Origin of the sequence: Catenibacterium sp. GCM10023432, from assembly GCF_042651925.1 — a bacterium.
Classification (GTDB): domain Bacteria; phylum Bacillota_I; class Bacilli_A; order Erysipelotrichales; family Coprobacillaceae; genus Catenibacterium; species Catenibacterium mitsuoka.
In genome coordinates this window covers 1-17758 of record NZ_JBHSEB010000075.1, presented here as the reverse complement: position 1 = coordinate 17758, position 17758 = coordinate 1, and the positions used below count along the sequence as shown (strand labels likewise).

Here is a 17758-nt window from a genome sequence, read left to right as displayed (position 1 = left end):
TTATACTATTTCTTACTCCAAATTTCTCTATCAGATGCATTAACGGCATTCATCCCCCACCTATATTCTATATTGAGGTGAAGGTTTTTCTGCCATTTTTTTGATAAACAATTGATATACATATAGTCATGAGAATTAAGAGGTATCCAGGCATATTCATCAGGAATATATTCAATAAAGCATTTACCTCTTTCTTCACTGCGATAAAATACTAAACCTTCATCAAATCTTTCTTTTAACCATTCTTTCTTTTGAAGACTCTTCTTATTAGACATGGCACAGCATATATGTTCTGTGTCTATGTTGTCTTTATTAATAATAATATAGTTCATACATTCTCCTAGTAAAAAAGCCATGTGAATGGCTTGTTATGCGATTGGTGTATTCATAAATGTTTTATAAATAGGAATTTCATCTTTCTTGGATGAACCATAGAGGATATCTCCTTCTTTCTGGTCATTCAAACAATCACATTCCTTTAAACAATTATAAAGATGTTTACTTGTTCCATAGGCTCCATCAAACATTGGAATATCACCTAAAACTGTCGCTATTTGATCTTTCACAAATGGATAATGTGTACATCCTAGTACGACACTATCTACTTTACCTTTATAAGGACCTATTAAATCTGTAAGTAACTCAATGAGATCTGGTTGATCTAAATTTCCCTGTTCAATACGTTTAGCAAGTCCATAACATGGAACTGGAATAATAGTGGCTGATTTATCATATCTTTCAGCTAATTGATGAAACTTATCTAAACGTAATGTATTGGCTGTTGCCATTACAAGAATACAGCTGTTCTTCTTAGATAAAGCTGCCGGTTTTAATGCAGGTTCTATACCAATGACAGGAATATCTGTATATTTTTCTCTTAATAATGTCACAGCAGCACTTGTTGCTGTATTGCAGGCAATCACAATGGCCTTTAAATGCTTCTTCTTATTCATGTTCTCTATCGCATTAAGAGTAAGCTTCTGGACATCTTCTAATGTTTTCTCCCCGTAAGGTGCATTAAGTGAATCACCAAAGAAATAAAGATTCTCTCCTGGCATCATTTCATGAATAGCCTGTAAGACACTCACTCCTCCAACACCTGAATCAAATACACCTATATATTCTTCTTTCTTCATACTGATAACTCCCTTTCGTTTTTTCATTATAGCACAATTATTCTTTCAAGGTCTATATTACTTAACCACTGGTTTTAGTTGTGATAAAATAGTATTTGAAAGGAGGTATTTATATGTCTATGAGTGAATTGTTGAAAAAGACAGTACTTGTAGGTATTGGTGCAGCTGCTGAGGTGGCTGATCGTTCTAAAGATTTAACAGATAGTCTTGCGAAAAAAGGCCAGGATACCATCAATAAAGGACGTGCAATGAATGAAGAATTAAAAAGAAAAGCACGTGAAGACTTGTTAGAACATGTAGAAAACATGACTGAAGAAGAACGTAATGCTTTGCGCCAGAAGCTTGATGCATTAGATCATGAAGAAAATCAGTAATATTAAACGTATGAGAGAAATACTCTCTATTATCAAGAAACATGATATTAAAAATGGTCTGACTCCTATTAAGGCTAGAGAGATGATTGAAGAGCTTGGCCCTACTTATGTCAAATTAGGACAGATCATGTCAATGCGTAGTGATTTAATACCTCTCGAATACTGTAAAGAGTTTGAAAAACTAAGAGCGTCTATTGCGCCTCTTAGTTTTTCTACTATTCGTAGTATTATTGAAGAAGAACTAGGACAGCCAATAGAGAATGTATTTAAGGATATAGAGGAAAAGCCTATTGGATGTGCGTCTATTGCGCAGGTTCATTTAGGACATTTATTAAATGGTGATACAGTTGTATTAAAGGTTCAAAGACCTCATATTCATGAAATCATGGAAGCTGATGTACGTATTATGCATAAGTTTCCTCGCTTGTTGAAGATGGTGACGGGAACAGGTGATCTGATTGATTATCGTTCTATTATTGATGAATTATGGCGTACAAGCCAGACAGAGATGAACTTTTTAAACGAAGCGAATAATATGAATGTCTTTGCGAATAATCAAAAAGATATACGTTATATTAAAGCACCTCATGTCTATAATGAATATACAACCAATCATTTGCTTGTTTATTCTTATATTGATGGTATTCCTATTGATGCAATAAAGAGATTAAAGTATGAAGGATATGACTTAGATGAGATTGCCTTGAAGATGGCCGATAACTGTTGTAAACAGATTCTAGATGATGGATTCTTTCATGCAGACCCTCATCCTGGCAATATCTTAATAGATGAAGGTCAAATTGCCTGGATAGATTTTGGCATGATGGGAACTGTATCATCCTTTACTCAGCATATCTTATCGCTTGCTTTACAGGCACTCATTGAAGATGATATTTATGATCTAGAAGAAGCCTTCCTGATGTTAGTAACACCTGATCATGAGATAGATGAAACACAATTACTACAACAATTAAATTCAATTGTAAGTGAATATAAGGCAAAGAGCTTATCTGATTATAACTTCTCTGAATTAATCCAGAAATGTTTTGATATTGTGACAAGTAATGATATTGCGATACCAACAGAACTCACTTTACTGTGTCGTTGTTTAGTGACACTTGAGGGTACTTTAGAGAAGATCAGTCCTTCTTCTAATCTCATTGATATATTAATTAATCATAAGCGTAATACAGTACTAAAAGAGTTGGATTATAAGGATCAAGGATTAAAAATAGGTCATGATCTTTATAAGACACTAAAGAAAAGCTATGCATTACCTCAGATTGTCTATGATTTAATCAAGATGAGTAAGAATGGTCAGTTACATGTCAATGTGACTGAGAGTGATGATTACAATAGAACAACTTATCAAAAGAAGCAGTTCTCAATCATTATAAAAACAGTATTTAGCTGTATATGTATGTTATGTGGTGTATTGACTGAGTCTTATTATATGTCTATTGTATTATTTACTATTTCTATGTTACTTGGTATAGATGTATTCTTTCACCTATGGAAGCTAAAAAGATGATTCCGTTTTTTTGGAATCATCTTTTTCTATTTGTTGGGATCAATCATAGTTAATTGAACTTTATGTCTTTGTTCATCAATTGTATCTACCCATGTCGTTACGATATCTCCTACAGAGACAACATCACTTGGGTGTTTAATACGGTTTTTACTCATTTTAGAGATATGGACAAGTCCATCTTCATGTAATCCAATATCTACAAAGGCACCGAAGTCTACGACATTGCGGACTGTACCTTCTAGCTTATCGTGCACATGAAGATCTTCTAAAGTCAAGATATCCTGTCTTAAGATTGGTCCATCATAATCATCACGATAGTCTCTTAAAGGTCTCATAATAGAGTCTAGGATATCTTTAAGTGTATAGTCATCAAGTCCTGTAAGTTCTTTAAGGGTTGCGATATTAGCCTGTGAGACAGCCTTCTTACAGCTATCTGTACCTAAATCTTTTGTAGTCAAGTTTAATGCCTTTAAGATTGCTTTTGTCGCATCATAAGATTCTGGATGGATATTCGTACGATCTAGTGGTTCACTGCCCTCTTCTATTCTTAAGAATCCGGCTGCCTGCTGGAAAGCCTTAGGTCCAATTTTAGGAATCTTCTTCATTTCTTTACGACTCATGATCTTACCATTTTCTTCACGATAAGCGACAATACTATTGGCTGTTGCCGCATTAAGTCCAGATACATTTTTTAGAAGTGTTGGACTGGCTGTATTGATATTTACACCAACTAAGTTAACTGCTTTTTCTACAACGAAATCAAGTCTTTCTTTAAGTTGTGTAGCAGGAAGGTCATGCTGGTACTGCCCTACTCCAATAGACTGAGGATCGATTTTGATAAGTTCTGATAAAGGATCAAGTAGTCTTCTTGCGATAGAGATAGCACTTCTTTGTTCAACATGAAGATCTGGGAATTCTTCTATCGCTAGTTTTGAAGCACTATAAACACTCGCCCCTGCTTCACTGACTATTGTGTAGCTCACAGGTAAGTGATATTTCTTAATAGTATTTGCGACAAATGCTTCACTTTCACGACTGGCTGTTCCATTCCCAATCGCAATCAGGTTAACATCATACTTCTGACATAAGTCTACAAGTTTCTTTTCTGATTCCTTCACCTTTGCGACTGGAGGATGTGGGTAGACAACATCGACTGTAAGTTTCTTACCTGATTCATCAATAACTGCAAGTTTACATCCTGTACGAAAAGCTGGGTCAAAGCCTAAGATTCTCTTATTTTTCATCGGTGCCTGCAAGAGAAGCTTGCCTAGATTATCAGAGAAGACATCAATACTTGCATCCTGTGCTTTTTCAGTAAGAGTATTTCTCACTAATCTTTCTAGTGATGGATAAGCGAGACGCTTTAAGCCATCATCAATGGCTTCATCTACATATTTTGCTGTTGGGCTCTTAGGATTCTTAATATAACGTCTTGCGACAAATGTTTTGATATAGTCTTCATTGATACTAATAGAGACATTGAGGATTTTTTCTTTTTCTCCTCTATCGATAGCCATAATACGATGTGTCGCAATACGTGAGACATTTTCAGAATAGTCATAATACATCTTATAGGTCATCTTTTCATCAACTGCGTTCTTCTTTTTAGATGTGACAAGTCGTCCATAATGCATCATAGAATCAACAATCTTATTACGTACTGTCATATCATTAGAAATCTTTTCCGCAATGATATCCTTAGCACCCTGAAGTGCCTTTTCTCTAGAAGTGATTGTATCATTCAAATAGGCATCTATATCTTTTTCATTAAATGTACGTGGTAAAGAAAGAAGTGTTTTAGATAAAGGCTCTAGTCCTGCTGCAATGGCTACACTCGCTCTTGTTTTCTTTTTCTGCTTATATGGACGATAAATATCTTCTACCTGTGATAAACGTGTACAAGCTTCAACCATCCTCACAATATCATCATTTAAATGTCCAAGTGTTTCTATTCTTGCAAGAACTTCTTCTTTTCTCTTTTTAAGATTGACCTGATAGTCATATTGTTCCTGGATCACACGGATCTGTTCTTCATCTAATCCATGAGTGAGTTCCTTACGATAACGAGCAATAAAAGGAACTGTACAGCCATCTTCTAATAACTTTAATGTATTTCGTATCTGGTCTGTCTTAATATTTAATTGTTCTGAGATTTTAAGTATAATATCTTCCTGCATTTTTTTCTCCTTTATAAAAGGCTGATTGCTCAGCCTTATGCATGCTTATATAAATATGTGATTGAAAGTGGCGGTAATTCTAATTGTTCGTTATAATCCACCATTTCTCCACTCATAAGATCCTGATAAGAACCATGTTCAATAGGTGGATAGATTGTATAAGGTGCATCATCAATATTTAATGCGACCACAATCTTTTCTCCTTCATAGTTTCTTTCTAATACATATTGTTTATTAGTCAATACAAGATCCTTATAATCTCCCATAGAGAGTGCTTTATGTCCTCTACGCATATGAATATATTTAGAAACTAAATCGGATAAATCATTTGGTGCAGGTGCATCAAGTTCTGGACGAAGTGGTGCATCAGTCACTCCTTGAATCTTTTCACCCTTAATACCCCATTCAGAACCATAATAAATACATGGAATACCAGGAACTGCCATGAGTAAGCCAAACACTAATGGTAGTTTTCTTTCATCAGTAAGAGTACTAGATATTCTATTCACATCATGGTTATCTACAAATGTAAGCAAGTCTCTTCCTCTATACATATCCATCGCATTTCTCTTTAGTGTATGAGCATATTCAAACATATTAAGAGAATTGAATGAAGACCAGAAAGCTTTATATGATGGATAATCAGTAATCGCATCTAATTTAGCTTCTGTATACATATAACCTGCATTATCACCTAAAACTTCTCCTAACATAAAGAAATCCTGTTTCTGACTCTTACAATGATCTGATAACATTGCCATAAACCATCTAGGTAATGAATAAGCAACATCTAGTCTTAAGCCATCAATATCAAAGCATCTGATCCAGTAATCGACTGCATCAAGTAAATAATGCTGAACATCAGGATTATCTAGATTTAATTTAACAAGCTCATAATGACCTTCCCATCCTTCATACCAGAATCCATCACCATAGCTTGAATCTCCATCAAAGTTGATATGGAACCAGTTAGCATATTGGCTTGAAGGTCCTTTTTCCTGGACATCCCTAAACGCAAAGAAGCCTCTTCCAACATGGTTGAATACACCATCCAACACGACCTTAATACCATGTTCATGGAGTGTTTTACATACTTCTTCAAAGTCTTCATTTGTACCTAAACGCGTATCGATGAGATTATAGTCACGCGTATCATAGCCATGTGAATCACTGTTGAATACAGGATTGAAATACACAGCACCTATTCCTAATTCTTCGAGATATGGTACAAACTCCTTGATTTTTAAAATACGATGAGCCTGGATATCGTCATTTTTTTCAGGCGCACCACAAAATCCTAGTGGGCAGATTTGATAAAATACTGTTTCTTGATACCACACAATTAACACTTCCTTTCTTTTCTATTATACTTCATTTTAAAGTATTATCCAATTCATTTATATTATTAGTAATGCCATTTTCTATATATCCATAATATTTGTATTATCACTAAATGCATCATTGTATATATCGATTATGTTCAGGATCATATTCGCCTAAGAGTAATTCTATCTTGTCTTCATCATAATCTAAGTAAACATAGAAAACATAAATAAGCAGATCTCTAATCTGTTCATGAATGTCTGCCCCATAATAAAGACGTAAGATCTTCTCACAGCTTAATGCAAAACCAAGAATATCTTCTGTATCTTTATAATCCTCATATATATGATCAATCATCCACCCCATTTCTTCATTGATGGAATTCTTGAGTAGTGTATATAATTGTTCCATATTAGTTCCTCTTGAAATAGTTCTGTATATCCTGTTGCGGAATGACTGTTACTTTATCTTCCTGGTAGTTATTCTTCCATGGACCTGTTTTTGCGAGTGTGACAAGTGTCTTTAAAGGATAACGAGAGAATGTATTGAGAATATCATCAATGAATTGTTTCTTTGAATCATCAAGATGATGATAAGCATCTTCAATGATCTTATAACGTACATCATCCTGAACCTTGAATGGGAATGTAGAGAATAGATGATAGACATCAGGATAAATCACTCCCTGCTTCCATGCTTCACAATGTTCATGAAAAAGAGGTTCAGGATAAGAATAAGCCTGAATAAAATAAAGATAGGATTCTAACTGCATAGGGGTCAATTCTTCTAATTTATAAAAAAGATATGAGATGACTTCTAGAATCTCTTTTGAACAGGAGAATTGTGATTTAAGTTCCAGGCAGCGATTGATTGCCTTCTTAAAGGCAGGTCCCATCTTTTCATGGTTCCTATTGACTAAATCCATCATATAATCAATATCACATAGCGCACTGTGAATAACTTGTGCATAATCAGGATGTGGTGTACTTCCCTGCAAATAACGTGTAATAGTGACTTCACCAAAGCCTAAAGCATAAGATAAGGGTGCTTTTCCTAGATGATAAAGAGACATCAAAGCTTCTATTTCTTCTTGTAGTGTAGTTTTACACATCTTATTCACCTTCTTCACATCCATTATAGCATATGATAGACTTTTTAAAAATATCTATCATATTCCTCGAATAAATAAAGAAAGTGCATATCATTGTGAATATGCACTTCCATGTGTGAATAGATTTTCTATTTCCAATAACATTTTCCCATACTCATTGAGCTTTGTATAAAGCTCATCATCATCAATCATCATAATGATTTCATTGTTACTGATCTTTGCATCATGCATATAACAGATAGCAGCAATCTTCTCCTTCATATCAGCGTCCAACTGATATGCACCCGCAATATTTGCGATAGTAGATGCCTGATCAGAAAGTTTATAAGACCGATTATGTGAAAATACATAAACGATAATATAATCCCCTTTAAAATTCTTATAAGGCATCAACAATTTTTGATAATTCAGCACACGCCTCACTTCCTCTTCTGTACCTATTATATCTGTACAACTTTTAATAAAGAAAGGTGTGGCAAAAGATTGGGCATGAAAAAAGAACACATTATAGTTCTAATGAACAGATATTCATTAGCTGTATTTTATGATTATTTATATAGATATAGTGATGAGTGAGGTTGATAGATTGTACAATTCCTGTGATTTTTGAATAGGATGAACCAGTATAATAGATGACCTCTACTTGATCACCTTCCTTTAACTGATGAATCTTCCAATCCAATTCATAACATTGATCTTCGCATAGTTCTTTTCTTGGAATAGATGTATCTTCTACAAGCAGTTCTTTAAATCCTTTAAGTGCATCAAAACTTAAAAACAAGCGTGCACGATCCACCTTCTTAGGCATTATGACCTCCTATTAATGTATTTCTCTTCTCTGTAGTCGCTTTTTCCTGTTTATTCATAAGCTTTAATATTGCATTCTTCCCATACTTATGACGAATAGAGACAATCGCTCTCTGCAGCTTCTTTTCTTCCTCTAATGCCTCTACATCACTAAATAAATCATAGGATTCATAGCACTCATCTAAAACATCTCCAAAAGAAATAGAAATCTGTCTGATCATTCTACCCTTCTTGACTTTTAGATGATAAAGAGAGATGAATTCATCCATAAGAATATTCAAGGAATTCGTACAAACAGTTAACTTCCTTGAACCTCCTGCCCATCCCCCGCCATCTGTACGTGAATAACCGATATAAAGACTAATATGATTTGTGACAAGATGTGATTCAACAAGTCTTAAAACATTCAATTCAACCATCTCTTTCACAACAAGTAATGCATCCTCATATTCATAATCAGAAAAGAGAACCTGTGAATTATTGACTGATTCATTCTTAGGACGATATTTCTTAATAGAAGCAATTGTAGCAGGTTCTCGTCCCCAGGCATGATCAATTATATATTCAGCATTAATCCCAAATTCCTTATAGAGCACCTCTTCAGGAATCTGTGTAATACCATGCATATCCACCACGCCTAGTCTTAATAGATGATTGGCTGTCCCACTTCCCATATGCCAGAAATCAGTAATTGGCAAATGATGCCATAAGTATTTCTGATAACGCTCTTCATCAAGTATGCCGATATTCTCTTTCGTATGCTTAGAAATAATATCAAGGGCGACTTTCGCAAGATAGAGATTGGTTCCTATACCACAAGTCGCAGTAATATGCGTCTCGTCAAATACTGCTTTCATCAACATTTTCGCAAACTCTTTCGCACTCTTATGATAAAGATGCATATAAGACGAAATATCAATAAAACATTCATCAATAGAATAGACATGAATATCATCAGGTGAGACAAAACGACAATAAATACGATAAATACGTGCTGAATATTCCATATAGAGATGCATACGAGGCATGGCAGTGATGTACTCAACCCCTTTAGGAATCTCAAATATACGACAACGATTATGAATCCCCATGCTTTTCATCTTTGGTGTAATTGCGAGACACAAAGCACCATTACCTCTTGTTGGATCCGCAACAACAAGATTTGTCTTAAAGGGATCAAGATGTCTTTCACTACATTCTACAGATGCAAAGAAAGTTTTCAAATCAATACATAGATATACTTTATTCATCATTCTCTCTCCTTCCTGTTATCACTATTATAATAAGCGGTGGTGCATATTTCAATATGTTTTGCACCATATTGATGATGTACATACATTGAGTGACGCATTTCATTGCACCAAAATGTAATTTATTGTATAATACCTAAAAAGAGGTGGATTCAATGAATTTTAAAGATTATCTAAAAAAGTATAAGGAAAAGATGGGGGTATCGAATGAGTATATTGCAAAGCAGTTAGGCGTAAATCGTTCAACTGTTACTAGATGGTTAAAAGGAGATACAAAAGTAACCAATCCTGAAGTCATAGAAAAACTCTCTTTTATATTAGGCGCTGATGTAGAATCACTTATTAATAATGAAGAACGTTTTGAAAAGCCCGTGCTAGGAGAAGTTAAAGCAGGTTATGACTTGCTTATTGATGAAAACTTTGAAGGCTATGAACAGGTCACGCAGGATGATTATTATCGTGGTGATTTCTTTTTACGTGTCGTGGGAGATTCTATGTCGGGTGCACATATTCATGATGGTGATCTTTTGTATGTCAAGAAATGTCAGGATGTACCAAGTGGGACAATTGCGGTCGTCTTAATAGGACGTAGTGAAGTGACTGTAAAAAAGGTTATAAAAAAAGAAGGGTTACTGATTTTACAGCCAGCTAACCCTTCTGTAGATGCACGTTATTATTCTAAGGAAGAAGTAGAAAGTCTTCCTGTAGAAATTATTGGAAAAGCATTATATAGTCGTTCTGATTTAGTATAAGAATTCTTCAATCATTAATGTACTCATACGCTTTTTTAAGTCATCCAATTTATCATCATCACCTAGACAAAAAGAAATGTGTTTATATTCTTCAAATAATGTCTTTCTGCAAGTGATTTCTCGTTGTCCGATTGTTGCATGATAAAGATGTTCCTGCGTAGTAATATTCATATTATGTTGTAATTCTTTTAAAGCTTTCTGACCATTCAGCTTCATTTGTTGATTCTTTTCATCCTGATCATCCCTGCTTTCAGCATCAAACATATAAGCACAAATACTATAGTTCTTATGATGACATTCCCTAAATAAATCATGAATCATATAAGTGAAATCAACAAAGATACCTCCACCAGTACCACCAACAATACCAGATGCGATCAATACATTAATATGTTCTTCTCCAGCAATAGAGATCATCTTCTCAATAAGTGTCTTAAATTCACTTCTAATACCTTCATACACCTTTTCATCTCTAAAGATGCTCTGTCCGAGTGTTCTGTCACAATCTGTTCCACGAGGATCTAGGATAATGATTTCATCATTTGTTATATGTGTTTTCTTGACATGAGAAGTCATATCCACAATTCTCATTTCTACTCTATTTATATCATCATAATCATTTTTTATTTTACCTTTTAAGGAATCAATGACACCGCCACCAAGTCCTCCTAATCCTGCAATAATAATAGGATCTGCGAGATTCATGTTTCTACTAGATTGTAGCCCCATAAAATTATCCTCCATTTCTTACCACAAATAATTCAACCTTCACTATTCTAACATATTTTATACACATTACAATGAAAAATAGAAGAAGCTGTAAGGCTCAATTAAGAACCTTACAGCTTCCTTTTTTGCATATAATGAGATGCCTTGATGACAAGATAACGATCAGAATACTGATAGCCATTTCTCATCATATGTATATTGGAGAATTTCTTCTGGCATTTGAACTGATTATCTTCCCCATTATAATCAGCATTTGTCTTTTTCTCTTCTTTCATAAGATAATGCTTCCCCTCTTTCAATGCCATACTCTATTATACAGTAACAATTATATATTACAACAACCAAATATAACTATTTTTTATTTATATTCTGTTTATATATACAATTAGAAATATCATGCACAAATAATGACTTCCAGAAAAAAAGAATAGGCAATCGCCTATTCTTCTACAAAATTAAATTTGTCTTTGTTTCTTTCTTTGAATACTTCAAAGAGAACATTAGTCAATTCCGGTGTGATACCTAATAAGCCATCTACGCCCTCATCTTTAGTAGGCACTACTTCATAGATAGAGACCTGAGTTGTAGATTCATTATGTGGCATAAGGACGACATATGTACGTTCTTCATAAGTGAATTGATCAAGCATCTTGAATTCAATATCTGTACCCGATGCATCTTTTAGTGTAATAATATTTTTCATTGTATTTACCTCGCACACTCATTATGCCATAAGTGTATATCATACGACAATCTTTTTTAGCTGATCTGCCATTTTACATGGGAACCATTGTCATCTTTTGAGACAACTAATTGATCTTCTATTTCCTGTTTTAATTCTGATACGTGAGAAATAATACCAATTAGCTTAGTTCCTTCTGACATATCCATTAGTACTTTAACAGCTTCATCTCTTGAATGATCGTCAAGAGAGCCAAAACCTTCATCAATAAACATGATATCTAAATCAATACCTGCAGCACTTTCCTTAATCTCATCTGCCATACCTAAAGCTAAAGAAAGTGCAGCCATGAATGATTCTCCACCAGACAATGTATTAATTTCTCTTTCAGAATCAGTCACAAAAGAATAAACCATTAAGTCTAGACCCTTGTTTTTACCTTCTCCTGCCTGTTCAATATTCTTTAAATGTAATTCATACTGCCCAGCAGACATATCATAGAAACGTCTGTTGGCTTCAACAAGAATACGCTCTAGATATGTTCTTTGAACGTAGGTTTCTAAATCCATTCTAGACCCCGATACATTACCTGAAAGCTGATTATATAAAGTTGTCAATTGATGATTCTTATGAATCAGCTTTTTTGCATGAGTGGCTATATCATCTAAGGTATTTAATGATTCGTTGTTATTTGTATAATTATGTTCTAATACCTGTACAACACCCACTTGATTTTTATAAGTGTCCATTGTCTGATTGTATTCATTTTCTAATACAGTAAGTTCAGGACATAGCTGTCCATTAATTCCTTTTTCAATTGTCTCCTTCTTAGAAGTATATTCAGAAAGCTTTCTTGTATAGCTAATATACTGTTCATTAAACTGCTGAATATCTTTTTCCTGATACTTTGAAATAATATTCTGCCAGTCATCACACTGAAGTTCTTCGACTAGATGAGAATAATGGTTATCTGCCTGTTCAACTCTTTCTTTTAACAAAGGAATAGAGTCATTGTAAGTATTGATCAATGTATGACACTTATCATAGGCTGTTTGAGAAGCACTCACTTTCTGTTTAAATAACTTATAGGCAATATCTTCTGTCTCTTGATCCTTTATAAGTATATCTAAAGCCTTCTGTGCTTCTTCTAATGATGCATAGCTTAACTGATTCTTTAATTGCGAAATAGTTGTATCAAGAGAAGCTTTCTTGACTTCATATTGATGAATCGCCTCAGTGATTGCAGTTTCCTTCTCTTCATATTGTTTCAACTCTATATCAATACTTTCAAGAAGTGTATTTAATTCATTGAAACGTTCTTTCTTATCTCTTAAATGATCAGCCTGTTGTTGTAATATCTGTTTTTCATTCACCAATGTCTTTTCAAATAATTCTAGATCATTATCACATTCAAGTATCTCACCAAGCTTGCTTAAATCTAGATCATATTTTGTTTTCATATCATCCAATGTTGTCTTTAAAGAAGAAGACTTAGCACTTTCTTTCTGCATTAAGATGAGCGCCTGATCTTTTGTCTCTCTTAAATCTTTTAATTCTTCTTTGGTTGGTACCTTACCTTCTTTTAAGCAGGCAGGAGATGGATGATGGATAGAACCACACACAGGACATGGAGTCCCTTCTACAAGAGTAGAAGCCAATATACCTGCCTGTGCATCTAGGAAGATCTTATTTGCCTCTTCATATATATGATTCTTCTTTCCATAGTTTTCACTTAAACGTGCATAGTTATGCTGCGTAGTGACCAATTCTTTTTCTTTAATTTGAATATTGTTGAAATCTTTGACTAGCTGATTATAAGATTCCACCTTCAGTTTGAAATCTTTACGCTGTGACTCTAATACAACGGCTTCTGTATCAACATCTTTTAAAGTGTCTAATTCTTTTTTGCCTTCTTCCTGCTTCTTAACTAATGATTCCTTAGAATTCTTTATATGATTCAGCTGTTCAATAGAATCATCTGTACGCTTATTGATATCAGATATTTCTTTTTCTTTATTGCTTAATATTTTTCTATTATCTAAATCTTTCTTCGCTTTATCCGTTTCTTGTGTACAATATCTAACAAATTCTTCGTGTTTTATATCAGCACGATTATCCTTTTCTTTTAGTTCTTCATACTTTGAACGCAGTTCAGGCTCCCTTTTTAACTCTTCATCGAGTTTACTTTGCGTTAATTTCAATTGCTTATCAGCGTCTACATAAGCATCATATGCCTGTTTGATCTTATAAGCATGATCAATTGTTGACGCCATCTTATAGTTATTTTCAATTACTTCTTTATGAGCAACTAAAGCAGTTAACTGTTTACTGGCTTCTTCTAAATTAGAATAAGCATTAATCAGTTCTCTTCCCTTATCTAACTGAAACTTCTTCTCTTCCTTTAATTTTTCAGTTTTATTTAAAGATTGTTTCTGTTCATTCAGTTTTTCTTCCTGAATCTTACAATAAACTTCTAATTCTTGTACAAGTTCATCTAAGTAACTGATTTCTCCTCTTTTAATTGCTTCAATATAGAATACCAATTGTTCATGTTCTTCATCAACGTTTAAATGTCCTGCTTCACTCATACATCGAGTCTTAATATCACCAATACTCTTTTCAGTCTCTTTTCTACGTTGATTGAGTTCTTCTACAATATCATTATAGATTTCTGTATGGAAAAGTTTTCTAAAGATTTCCTTCTTTTCATTTGATGTCTTACGTAATACATCCATGAACTCACCCTGAGCAATCATTGCGACCTGCATGAACTGTTCCTTAGTCAAATGAACAATATCAATAATCTTCTTATTGGCTTCCTTCTGCGGATACTCAGACCCATCTGGCATCATTAATGCGATACTTCCAGACTCTGCTTTCTCTTTTCTCAAGCCCCTTTTAGCCCCTGCTTTATAATAAGTATAATGCTGAGGAATACGATGAATCGTATAAATCTTTTCATCATCACCATATCCTTGAGAGAAAGTAAGTTCTACATAGGGTTTGACATCTAATGAGGCAAATTGGCTCTGCAAAAGAGTTCCTGTCTTTTTATTAAGAGTCGAACTGCTTTCACCATATAAAGCAAATACAATTGCATCAAAGATTGTCGTTTTACCTGCACCAGTATCTCCAGTAATTAAGAATAAGTTCTGGTTTGGTTCACTAAAGTCAATAATAGTTTTAGATGCATAGGAACCAAAAGCTTCCATTACAAGTTTAATAGGCTTCATATTATACTCCCTTCACATGGTTGATAATATCTTCTAGAAGTTCTTTTTCTTCTTCATCAACACCATTTAAGAAATCAGCACATAAAGAAAATGGATCCATTTTGACATCCTTCTTTACAACTGCCTGATAGTTATTCTTTCTTATATTTTCTCTTCTAATTTCTAATAATCGAGGAAAGGCGTTCTTTAACTTCTCCTGCATTTCAAAGACATTGAGGTCCTGTTTATCTGTAAGTACTACTCTCACAAAATCATCACATGACTGTTCTAATACATCCTTTAATTCCCCTTCAATAATTCTTAATTCATGGAGTGGTTTTAAAGGAAGAACCTGTGTTTCAACACCCCCCTTCTCTTTCATTTCTATTTCAATAATACCTTTATCCTGTCCTGCCTCACTCATAGAATAAGCGAGAGGTGTCCCACAATAACGATACAAGTCACTTCCTACCTTCATAGGCTTATGAATATGCCCTAATGCCGCATAATCAAAAGGAAGTAAAACTTCTCCACTCACTTCATCAATATTACCTGCAGTACGTATTTCAGAATCTGCACGTTCTATATCTTCTGCTTTCTTATTAACAGGTAAATAGAACTGATGAGAAATCAATACATTTCTATCCTCTGTATTTATTTCTTCTCTTTCTATTAATTTTTTAAGTGTTTCATTATAAGAATAATTTCTTCCATCGTTAGTACCGATAATGTTTTTAACCATGGATGGCTTCACAAAAGGAAGAAGGTAGAAATGAACAGGACCATAATTGTCATTTAAAGTAATTCTTTCAATATGATCTTCTTCTTTTTCAGGAGGGTTACCTACCATATAGAGGTTCTGTTTAAGTAGAACCTGTCTAAAACAATCTATTCTAGGTGCGCTGTCATGATTACCAGAAATCATCATAATCGTACATTCAGGCACAGCTTCCTTTAAAGAAGTTACAAAAGCGTCAAATAAACTCACTGCTTCAGCACTAGGAACAGCCTTATCATAAATATCTCCTGCAATCATAATTGCATCCGGTTGTCTTTCTTTTGCATAACGTACAATTTTATCAAGTATGTATTGTTGATCTTCAGTTAAATCTCTATTCATCAGCTTTAAGCCAATATGAAAATCAGATAAATGAAATAATCTCATTATTATTCGTCCTTTCTATGTATCAAAGATATGTCTATTATACATTATCTATTCAACTTATGTCTTGAATAGAGGTTTTATAATGCCTTTAAAAAGGTGTTAAAAAAATATATTTTAGAATAGATTTTGCATATGTTTAGAGTTTTCTATCCTAAAATATAAAAGGAACAGCACTATCATCATGACTGTTCCTTAAATATTCAATTATCAGTACTAATATGTGACGTAATACCTTCTACATCTTGCCCATCATAGAATATTCTGATAATTATGACTTCCATCTGACTATCATCTACTTCGTAATAGACAACATAATGATTCACCTGTGCTCTATGCATTCCATAACTCTTCCATGGTTCCCATTCAACAATTGGGTATCTTGAAGGCATGCAGTCAAGAGAATGGATCAATTTTCTAATTCTGTTTATCTGGTCCTCGGCAGTAATAGGAACCATTAACTTAAAAGCAATATAAGTATAAATCTCTTTAATATCTTTTCGTGCTTCCTCATTATAGATTACAGAATACCTGTCATTCATATGCCAAATTCCTTAGCCAATTCTGCATCAACCTCATCTGCCGTATAGGTTTTTGCCGATTTTAATGACTCAACACCTTTTCTTAACTCTGCATCAAGTTCTTCTCTACTCATACCACCAATTGCAGTTGGATTAGTAGGAGGTAAATGCAGGTCAAGCGGTAGACCTCTGGTTAATACAATCTGACTATACAGCATCTGAATTGCACTAGATGGCGTAATGCCTAACTGAGAAAGAATCTCTTCAGCATTTTCTTTTAGCCCTGTATCAATACGAGCGTAAACAGCTGTTGTATTTGCCATATATATCACTCTCCTTTAACAGTATATTATCATCAAATCATATCATCTGCAATCATACGCAAGCAATTAATATCATTTTTCACAATTTGAAATATTTAATGGAATTTAATCTTCTCTTTTGTGAAAAAAAACATGTTCTTGAAGTGAACTACTCCTACTTTCATTACTCGATGGAATGATAATTTTTCTTATACAGATTCTTTATCTGCTATTTGACTACAAAAACGCATATTTTACCTCCTTTGTATAGACTTAGGAAAAGAAGCTTGCTATATATCTTATACCTTCTCCAATCCAAAATCACTCATTCAAATGCCGTATCTTTACATAAAAAAACAGAAGAACTTCTCCTGTCAATCTACTGTAAACAATAATACTACAAAACCCATAAGTACAAACAATACAGGTAGGATAATCGAAATAAATTTGTTAGATGCTTTCTTATACCAATACGGGATTAACGATAATCCAAATAGAATTATACTAGCTGCAAATAGATAATCACCTTCCATGATACCTACACAGCCAAATAGAGCTATACCTATACCAATAAGAGTACGAATAATATCAGATACAAGAAATAAAGAACCAACTGCTTTAAAATGGACCCTGTAAAATGGACACGATAAAAAAGAGACCTTATTTCGTGACCCTGTTTTACAGGGTTT

Annotated in this window: 20 protein-coding genes; 3 read left to right on the top strand and 17 right to left on the bottom strand. The window is 33.9% G+C overall.

Going from position 1 to position 17758, the window contains the following annotated elements:
• Positions 1-5: 5 nt before the first annotated feature.
• Positions 6-332: a hypothetical protein gene (locus tag ACFOZZ_RS09675; RefSeq protein ID WP_279147964.1), complete on the bottom strand. Its 327-nt coding sequence runs from the start codon at positions 330-332 to the stop codon at positions 6-8.
• Between the two features lie 36 nt (positions 333-368).
• Entirely contained in the window at positions 369-1136 is a 768-nt protein-coding gene (gene murI / locus ACFOZZ_RS09670) for a glutamate racemase (RefSeq protein WP_376815142.1), read from the bottom strand.
• Positions 1137-1249: 113 nt separating this feature from the next.
• On the opposite strand from murI, the gene ACFOZZ_RS09665 reads away from it, so the two are divergent.
• Together ACFOZZ_RS09665 and ACFOZZ_RS09660 are read left to right on the top strand one after the other, a co-directional pair.
• Positions 1250-1510, top strand: coding sequence for a hypothetical protein (locus tag ACFOZZ_RS09665; protein ID WP_055234701.1), 261 nt, complete (start codon positions 1250-1252; stop codon positions 1508-1510).
• Entirely contained in the window at positions 1494-3041 is a 1548-nt protein-coding gene (locus tag ACFOZZ_RS09660; RefSeq protein ID WP_376815141.1) for an ABC1 kinase family protein, read from the top strand. The genes ACFOZZ_RS09665 and ACFOZZ_RS09660 overlap by 17 nt, the downstream gene beginning before the upstream one ends.
• Before the next feature lie 26 nt (positions 3042-3067).
• Here the strand turns inward: ACFOZZ_RS09660 and ACFOZZ_RS09655 are convergent, their stop codons facing one another.
• From ACFOZZ_RS09655 to ACFOZZ_RS09625, 7 genes are all read right to left on the bottom strand, one after another.
• Positions 3068-5218, bottom strand: coding sequence for a Tex family protein (locus ACFOZZ_RS09655; RefSeq protein ID WP_376815140.1), 2151 nt, complete (start codon positions 5216-5218; stop codon positions 3068-3070).
• A gap of 35 nt (positions 5219-5253) precedes the next feature.
• The gene (locus tag ACFOZZ_RS09650) at positions 5254-6558 is read right to left on the bottom strand and encodes an alpha-amylase family glycosyl hydrolase (protein WP_320803517.1); all 1305 of its coding nucleotides are present in this window, start codon (positions 6556-6558) and stop codon (positions 5254-5256) included.
• 118 nt (positions 6559-6676) lie between these two features.
• On the bottom strand, positions 6677-6952 hold the full coding sequence (locus ACFOZZ_RS09645; protein WP_215656329.1) for a hypothetical protein: 276 nt from the start codon (positions 6950-6952) through the stop codon (positions 6677-6679).
• A 1-nt stretch (position 6953) separates the two neighbouring features.
• Positions 6954-7652, bottom strand: coding sequence for a Panacea domain-containing protein (locus ACFOZZ_RS09640; RefSeq protein ID WP_050772184.1), 699 nt, complete (start codon positions 7650-7652; stop codon positions 6954-6956).
• 90 nt (positions 7653-7742) lie between these two features.
• Complete coding sequence (locus tag ACFOZZ_RS09635; protein ID WP_147556381.1) at positions 7743-8066, bottom strand: DUF1828 domain-containing protein; 324 nt, start codon at positions 8064-8066, stop codon at positions 7743-7745.
• 91 nt (positions 8067-8157) lie between these two features.
• Positions 8158-8460 (bottom strand): YolD-like family protein, encoded by a 303-nt coding sequence (locus tag ACFOZZ_RS09630; RefSeq protein ID WP_055235205.1) that lies wholly within the window; start codon positions 8458-8460, stop codon positions 8158-8160.
• Positions 8453-9709, bottom strand: a complete 1257-nt coding sequence (locus tag ACFOZZ_RS09625; RefSeq protein ID WP_278779728.1) for a DNA repair protein — start codon at positions 9707-9709, stop codon at positions 8453-8455. The genes ACFOZZ_RS09630 and ACFOZZ_RS09625 overlap by 8 nt, the downstream gene beginning before the upstream one ends.
• A 155-nt stretch (positions 9710-9864) precedes the next feature.
• On the opposite strand from ACFOZZ_RS09625, the gene ACFOZZ_RS09620 reads away from it, so the two are divergent.
• The gene (locus ACFOZZ_RS09620; protein WP_055288971.1) at positions 9865-10461 is read left to right on the top strand and encodes a LexA family protein; all 597 of its coding nucleotides are present in this window, start codon (positions 9865-9867) and stop codon (positions 10459-10461) included.
• On the opposite strand, the gene ACFOZZ_RS09615 is transcribed toward ACFOZZ_RS09620, so the two are convergent.
• From ACFOZZ_RS09615 to ACFOZZ_RS09580, 8 genes are all read right to left on the bottom strand, one after another.
• The gene (locus ACFOZZ_RS09615) at positions 10453-11190 is read right to left on the bottom strand and encodes a tubulin-like doman-containing protein (protein ID WP_376815139.1); all 738 of its coding nucleotides are present in this window, start codon (positions 11188-11190) and stop codon (positions 10453-10455) included. The two genes, ACFOZZ_RS09620 and ACFOZZ_RS09615, sit on opposite strands and share 9 nt — an antisense overlap.
• A 110-nt stretch (positions 11191-11300) precedes the next feature.
• Complete coding sequence (locus ACFOZZ_RS09610) at positions 11301-11465, bottom strand: hypothetical protein (RefSeq protein WP_187114807.1); 165 nt, start codon at positions 11463-11465, stop codon at positions 11301-11303.
• 164 nt (positions 11466-11629) lie between these two features.
• Complete coding sequence (locus ACFOZZ_RS09605; protein ID WP_147556380.1) at positions 11630-11893, bottom strand: DUF1292 domain-containing protein; 264 nt, start codon at positions 11891-11893, stop codon at positions 11630-11632.
• A gap of 56 nt (positions 11894-11949) precedes the next feature.
• Positions 11950-15105, bottom strand: coding sequence for an AAA family ATPase (locus tag ACFOZZ_RS09600; RefSeq protein WP_376815138.1), 3156 nt, complete (start codon positions 15103-15105; stop codon positions 11950-11952).
• 1 nt (position 15106) lies between these two features.
• Positions 15107-16249, bottom strand: a complete 1143-nt coding sequence (locus ACFOZZ_RS09595; protein WP_376815137.1) for an exonuclease SbcCD subunit D — start codon at positions 16247-16249, stop codon at positions 15107-15109.
• A 200-nt stretch (positions 16250-16449) separates the two neighbouring features.
• Positions 16450-16788, bottom strand: a complete 339-nt coding sequence (locus ACFOZZ_RS09590) for a type II toxin-antitoxin system RelE/ParE family toxin (protein ID WP_006506564.1) — start codon at positions 16786-16788, stop codon at positions 16450-16452.
• Positions 16785-17090: a type II toxin-antitoxin system RelB/DinJ family antitoxin gene (locus ACFOZZ_RS09585; RefSeq protein ID WP_278546789.1), complete on the bottom strand. Its 306-nt coding sequence runs from the start codon at positions 17088-17090 to the stop codon at positions 16785-16787. Before ACFOZZ_RS09585 ends, ACFOZZ_RS09590 begins: the two co-directional genes overlap by 4 nt.
• Before the next feature lie 353 nt (positions 17091-17443).
• On the bottom strand, positions 17444-17758 hold a 315-nt coding region (locus ACFOZZ_RS09580), incomplete at its 5' end, for a hypothetical protein (protein WP_376815136.1).

Bases quoted from the DNA above. Each gene is read 5' to 3' on its own strand.
- ACFOZZ_RS09675 (WP_279147964.1), bottom strand. From the start codon at position 332: ATGAACTATATTATTATTAATAAAGACAACATAGACACAGAACATATA.
- murI (WP_376815142.1), bottom strand. From the start codon at position 1,136: ATGAAGAAAGAAGAATATATAGGTGTATTTGATTCAGGTGTTGGAGGA.
- ACFOZZ_RS09665 (WP_055234701.1), top strand. From the start codon at position 1,250: ATGTCTATGAGTGAATTGTTGAAAAAGACAGTACTTGTAGGTATTGGT.
- ACFOZZ_RS09660 (WP_376815141.1), top strand. From the start codon at position 1,494: ATGAAGAAAATCAGTAATATTAAACGTATGAGAGAAATACTCTCTATT.
- ACFOZZ_RS09655 (WP_376815140.1), bottom strand. From the start codon at position 5,218: ATGCAGGAAGATATTATACTTAAAATCTCAGAACAATTAAATATTAAG.
- ACFOZZ_RS09645 (WP_215656329.1), bottom strand. From the start codon at position 6,952: ATGGAACAATTATATACACTACTCAAGAATTCCATCAATGAAGAAATG.
- ACFOZZ_RS09640 (WP_050772184.1), bottom strand. From the start codon at position 7,652: ATGTGTAAAACTACACTACAAGAAGAAATAGAAGCTTTGATGTCTCTT.
- ACFOZZ_RS09630 (WP_055235205.1), bottom strand. From the start codon at position 8,460: ATGCCTAAGAAGGTGGATCGTGCACGCTTGTTTTTAAGTTTTGATGCA.
- ACFOZZ_RS09625 (WP_278779728.1), bottom strand. From the start codon at position 9,709: ATGAATAAAGTATATCTATGTATTGATTTGAAAACTTTCTTTGCATCT.
- ACFOZZ_RS09620 (WP_055288971.1), top strand. From the start codon at position 9,865: ATGAATTTTAAAGATTATCTAAAAAAGTATAAGGAAAAGATGGGGGTA.
- ACFOZZ_RS09615 (WP_376815139.1), bottom strand. From the start codon at position 11,190: ATGGGGCTACAATCTAGTAGAAACATGAATCTCGCAGATCCTATTATT.
- ACFOZZ_RS09610 (WP_187114807.1), bottom strand. From the start codon at position 11,465: ATGAAAGAAGAGAAAAAGACAAATGCTGATTATAATGGGGAAGATAAT.
- ACFOZZ_RS09605 (WP_147556380.1), bottom strand. From the start codon at position 11,893: ATGAAAAATATTATTACACTAAAAGATGCATCGGGTACAGATATTGAA.
- ACFOZZ_RS09600 (WP_376815138.1), bottom strand. From the start codon at position 15,105: ATGAAGCCTATTAAACTTGTAATGGAAGCTTTTGGTTCCTATGCATCT.
- ACFOZZ_RS09595 (WP_376815137.1), bottom strand. From the start codon at position 16,249: ATGAGATTATTTCATTTATCTGATTTTCATATTGGCTTAAAGCTGATG.
- ACFOZZ_RS09590 (WP_006506564.1), bottom strand. From the start codon at position 16,788: ATGAATGACAGGTATTCTGTAATCTATAATGAGGAAGCACGAAAAGAT.
- ACFOZZ_RS09585 (WP_278546789.1), bottom strand. From the start codon at position 17,090: ATGGCAAATACAACAGCTGTTTACGCTCGTATTGATACAGGGCTAAAA.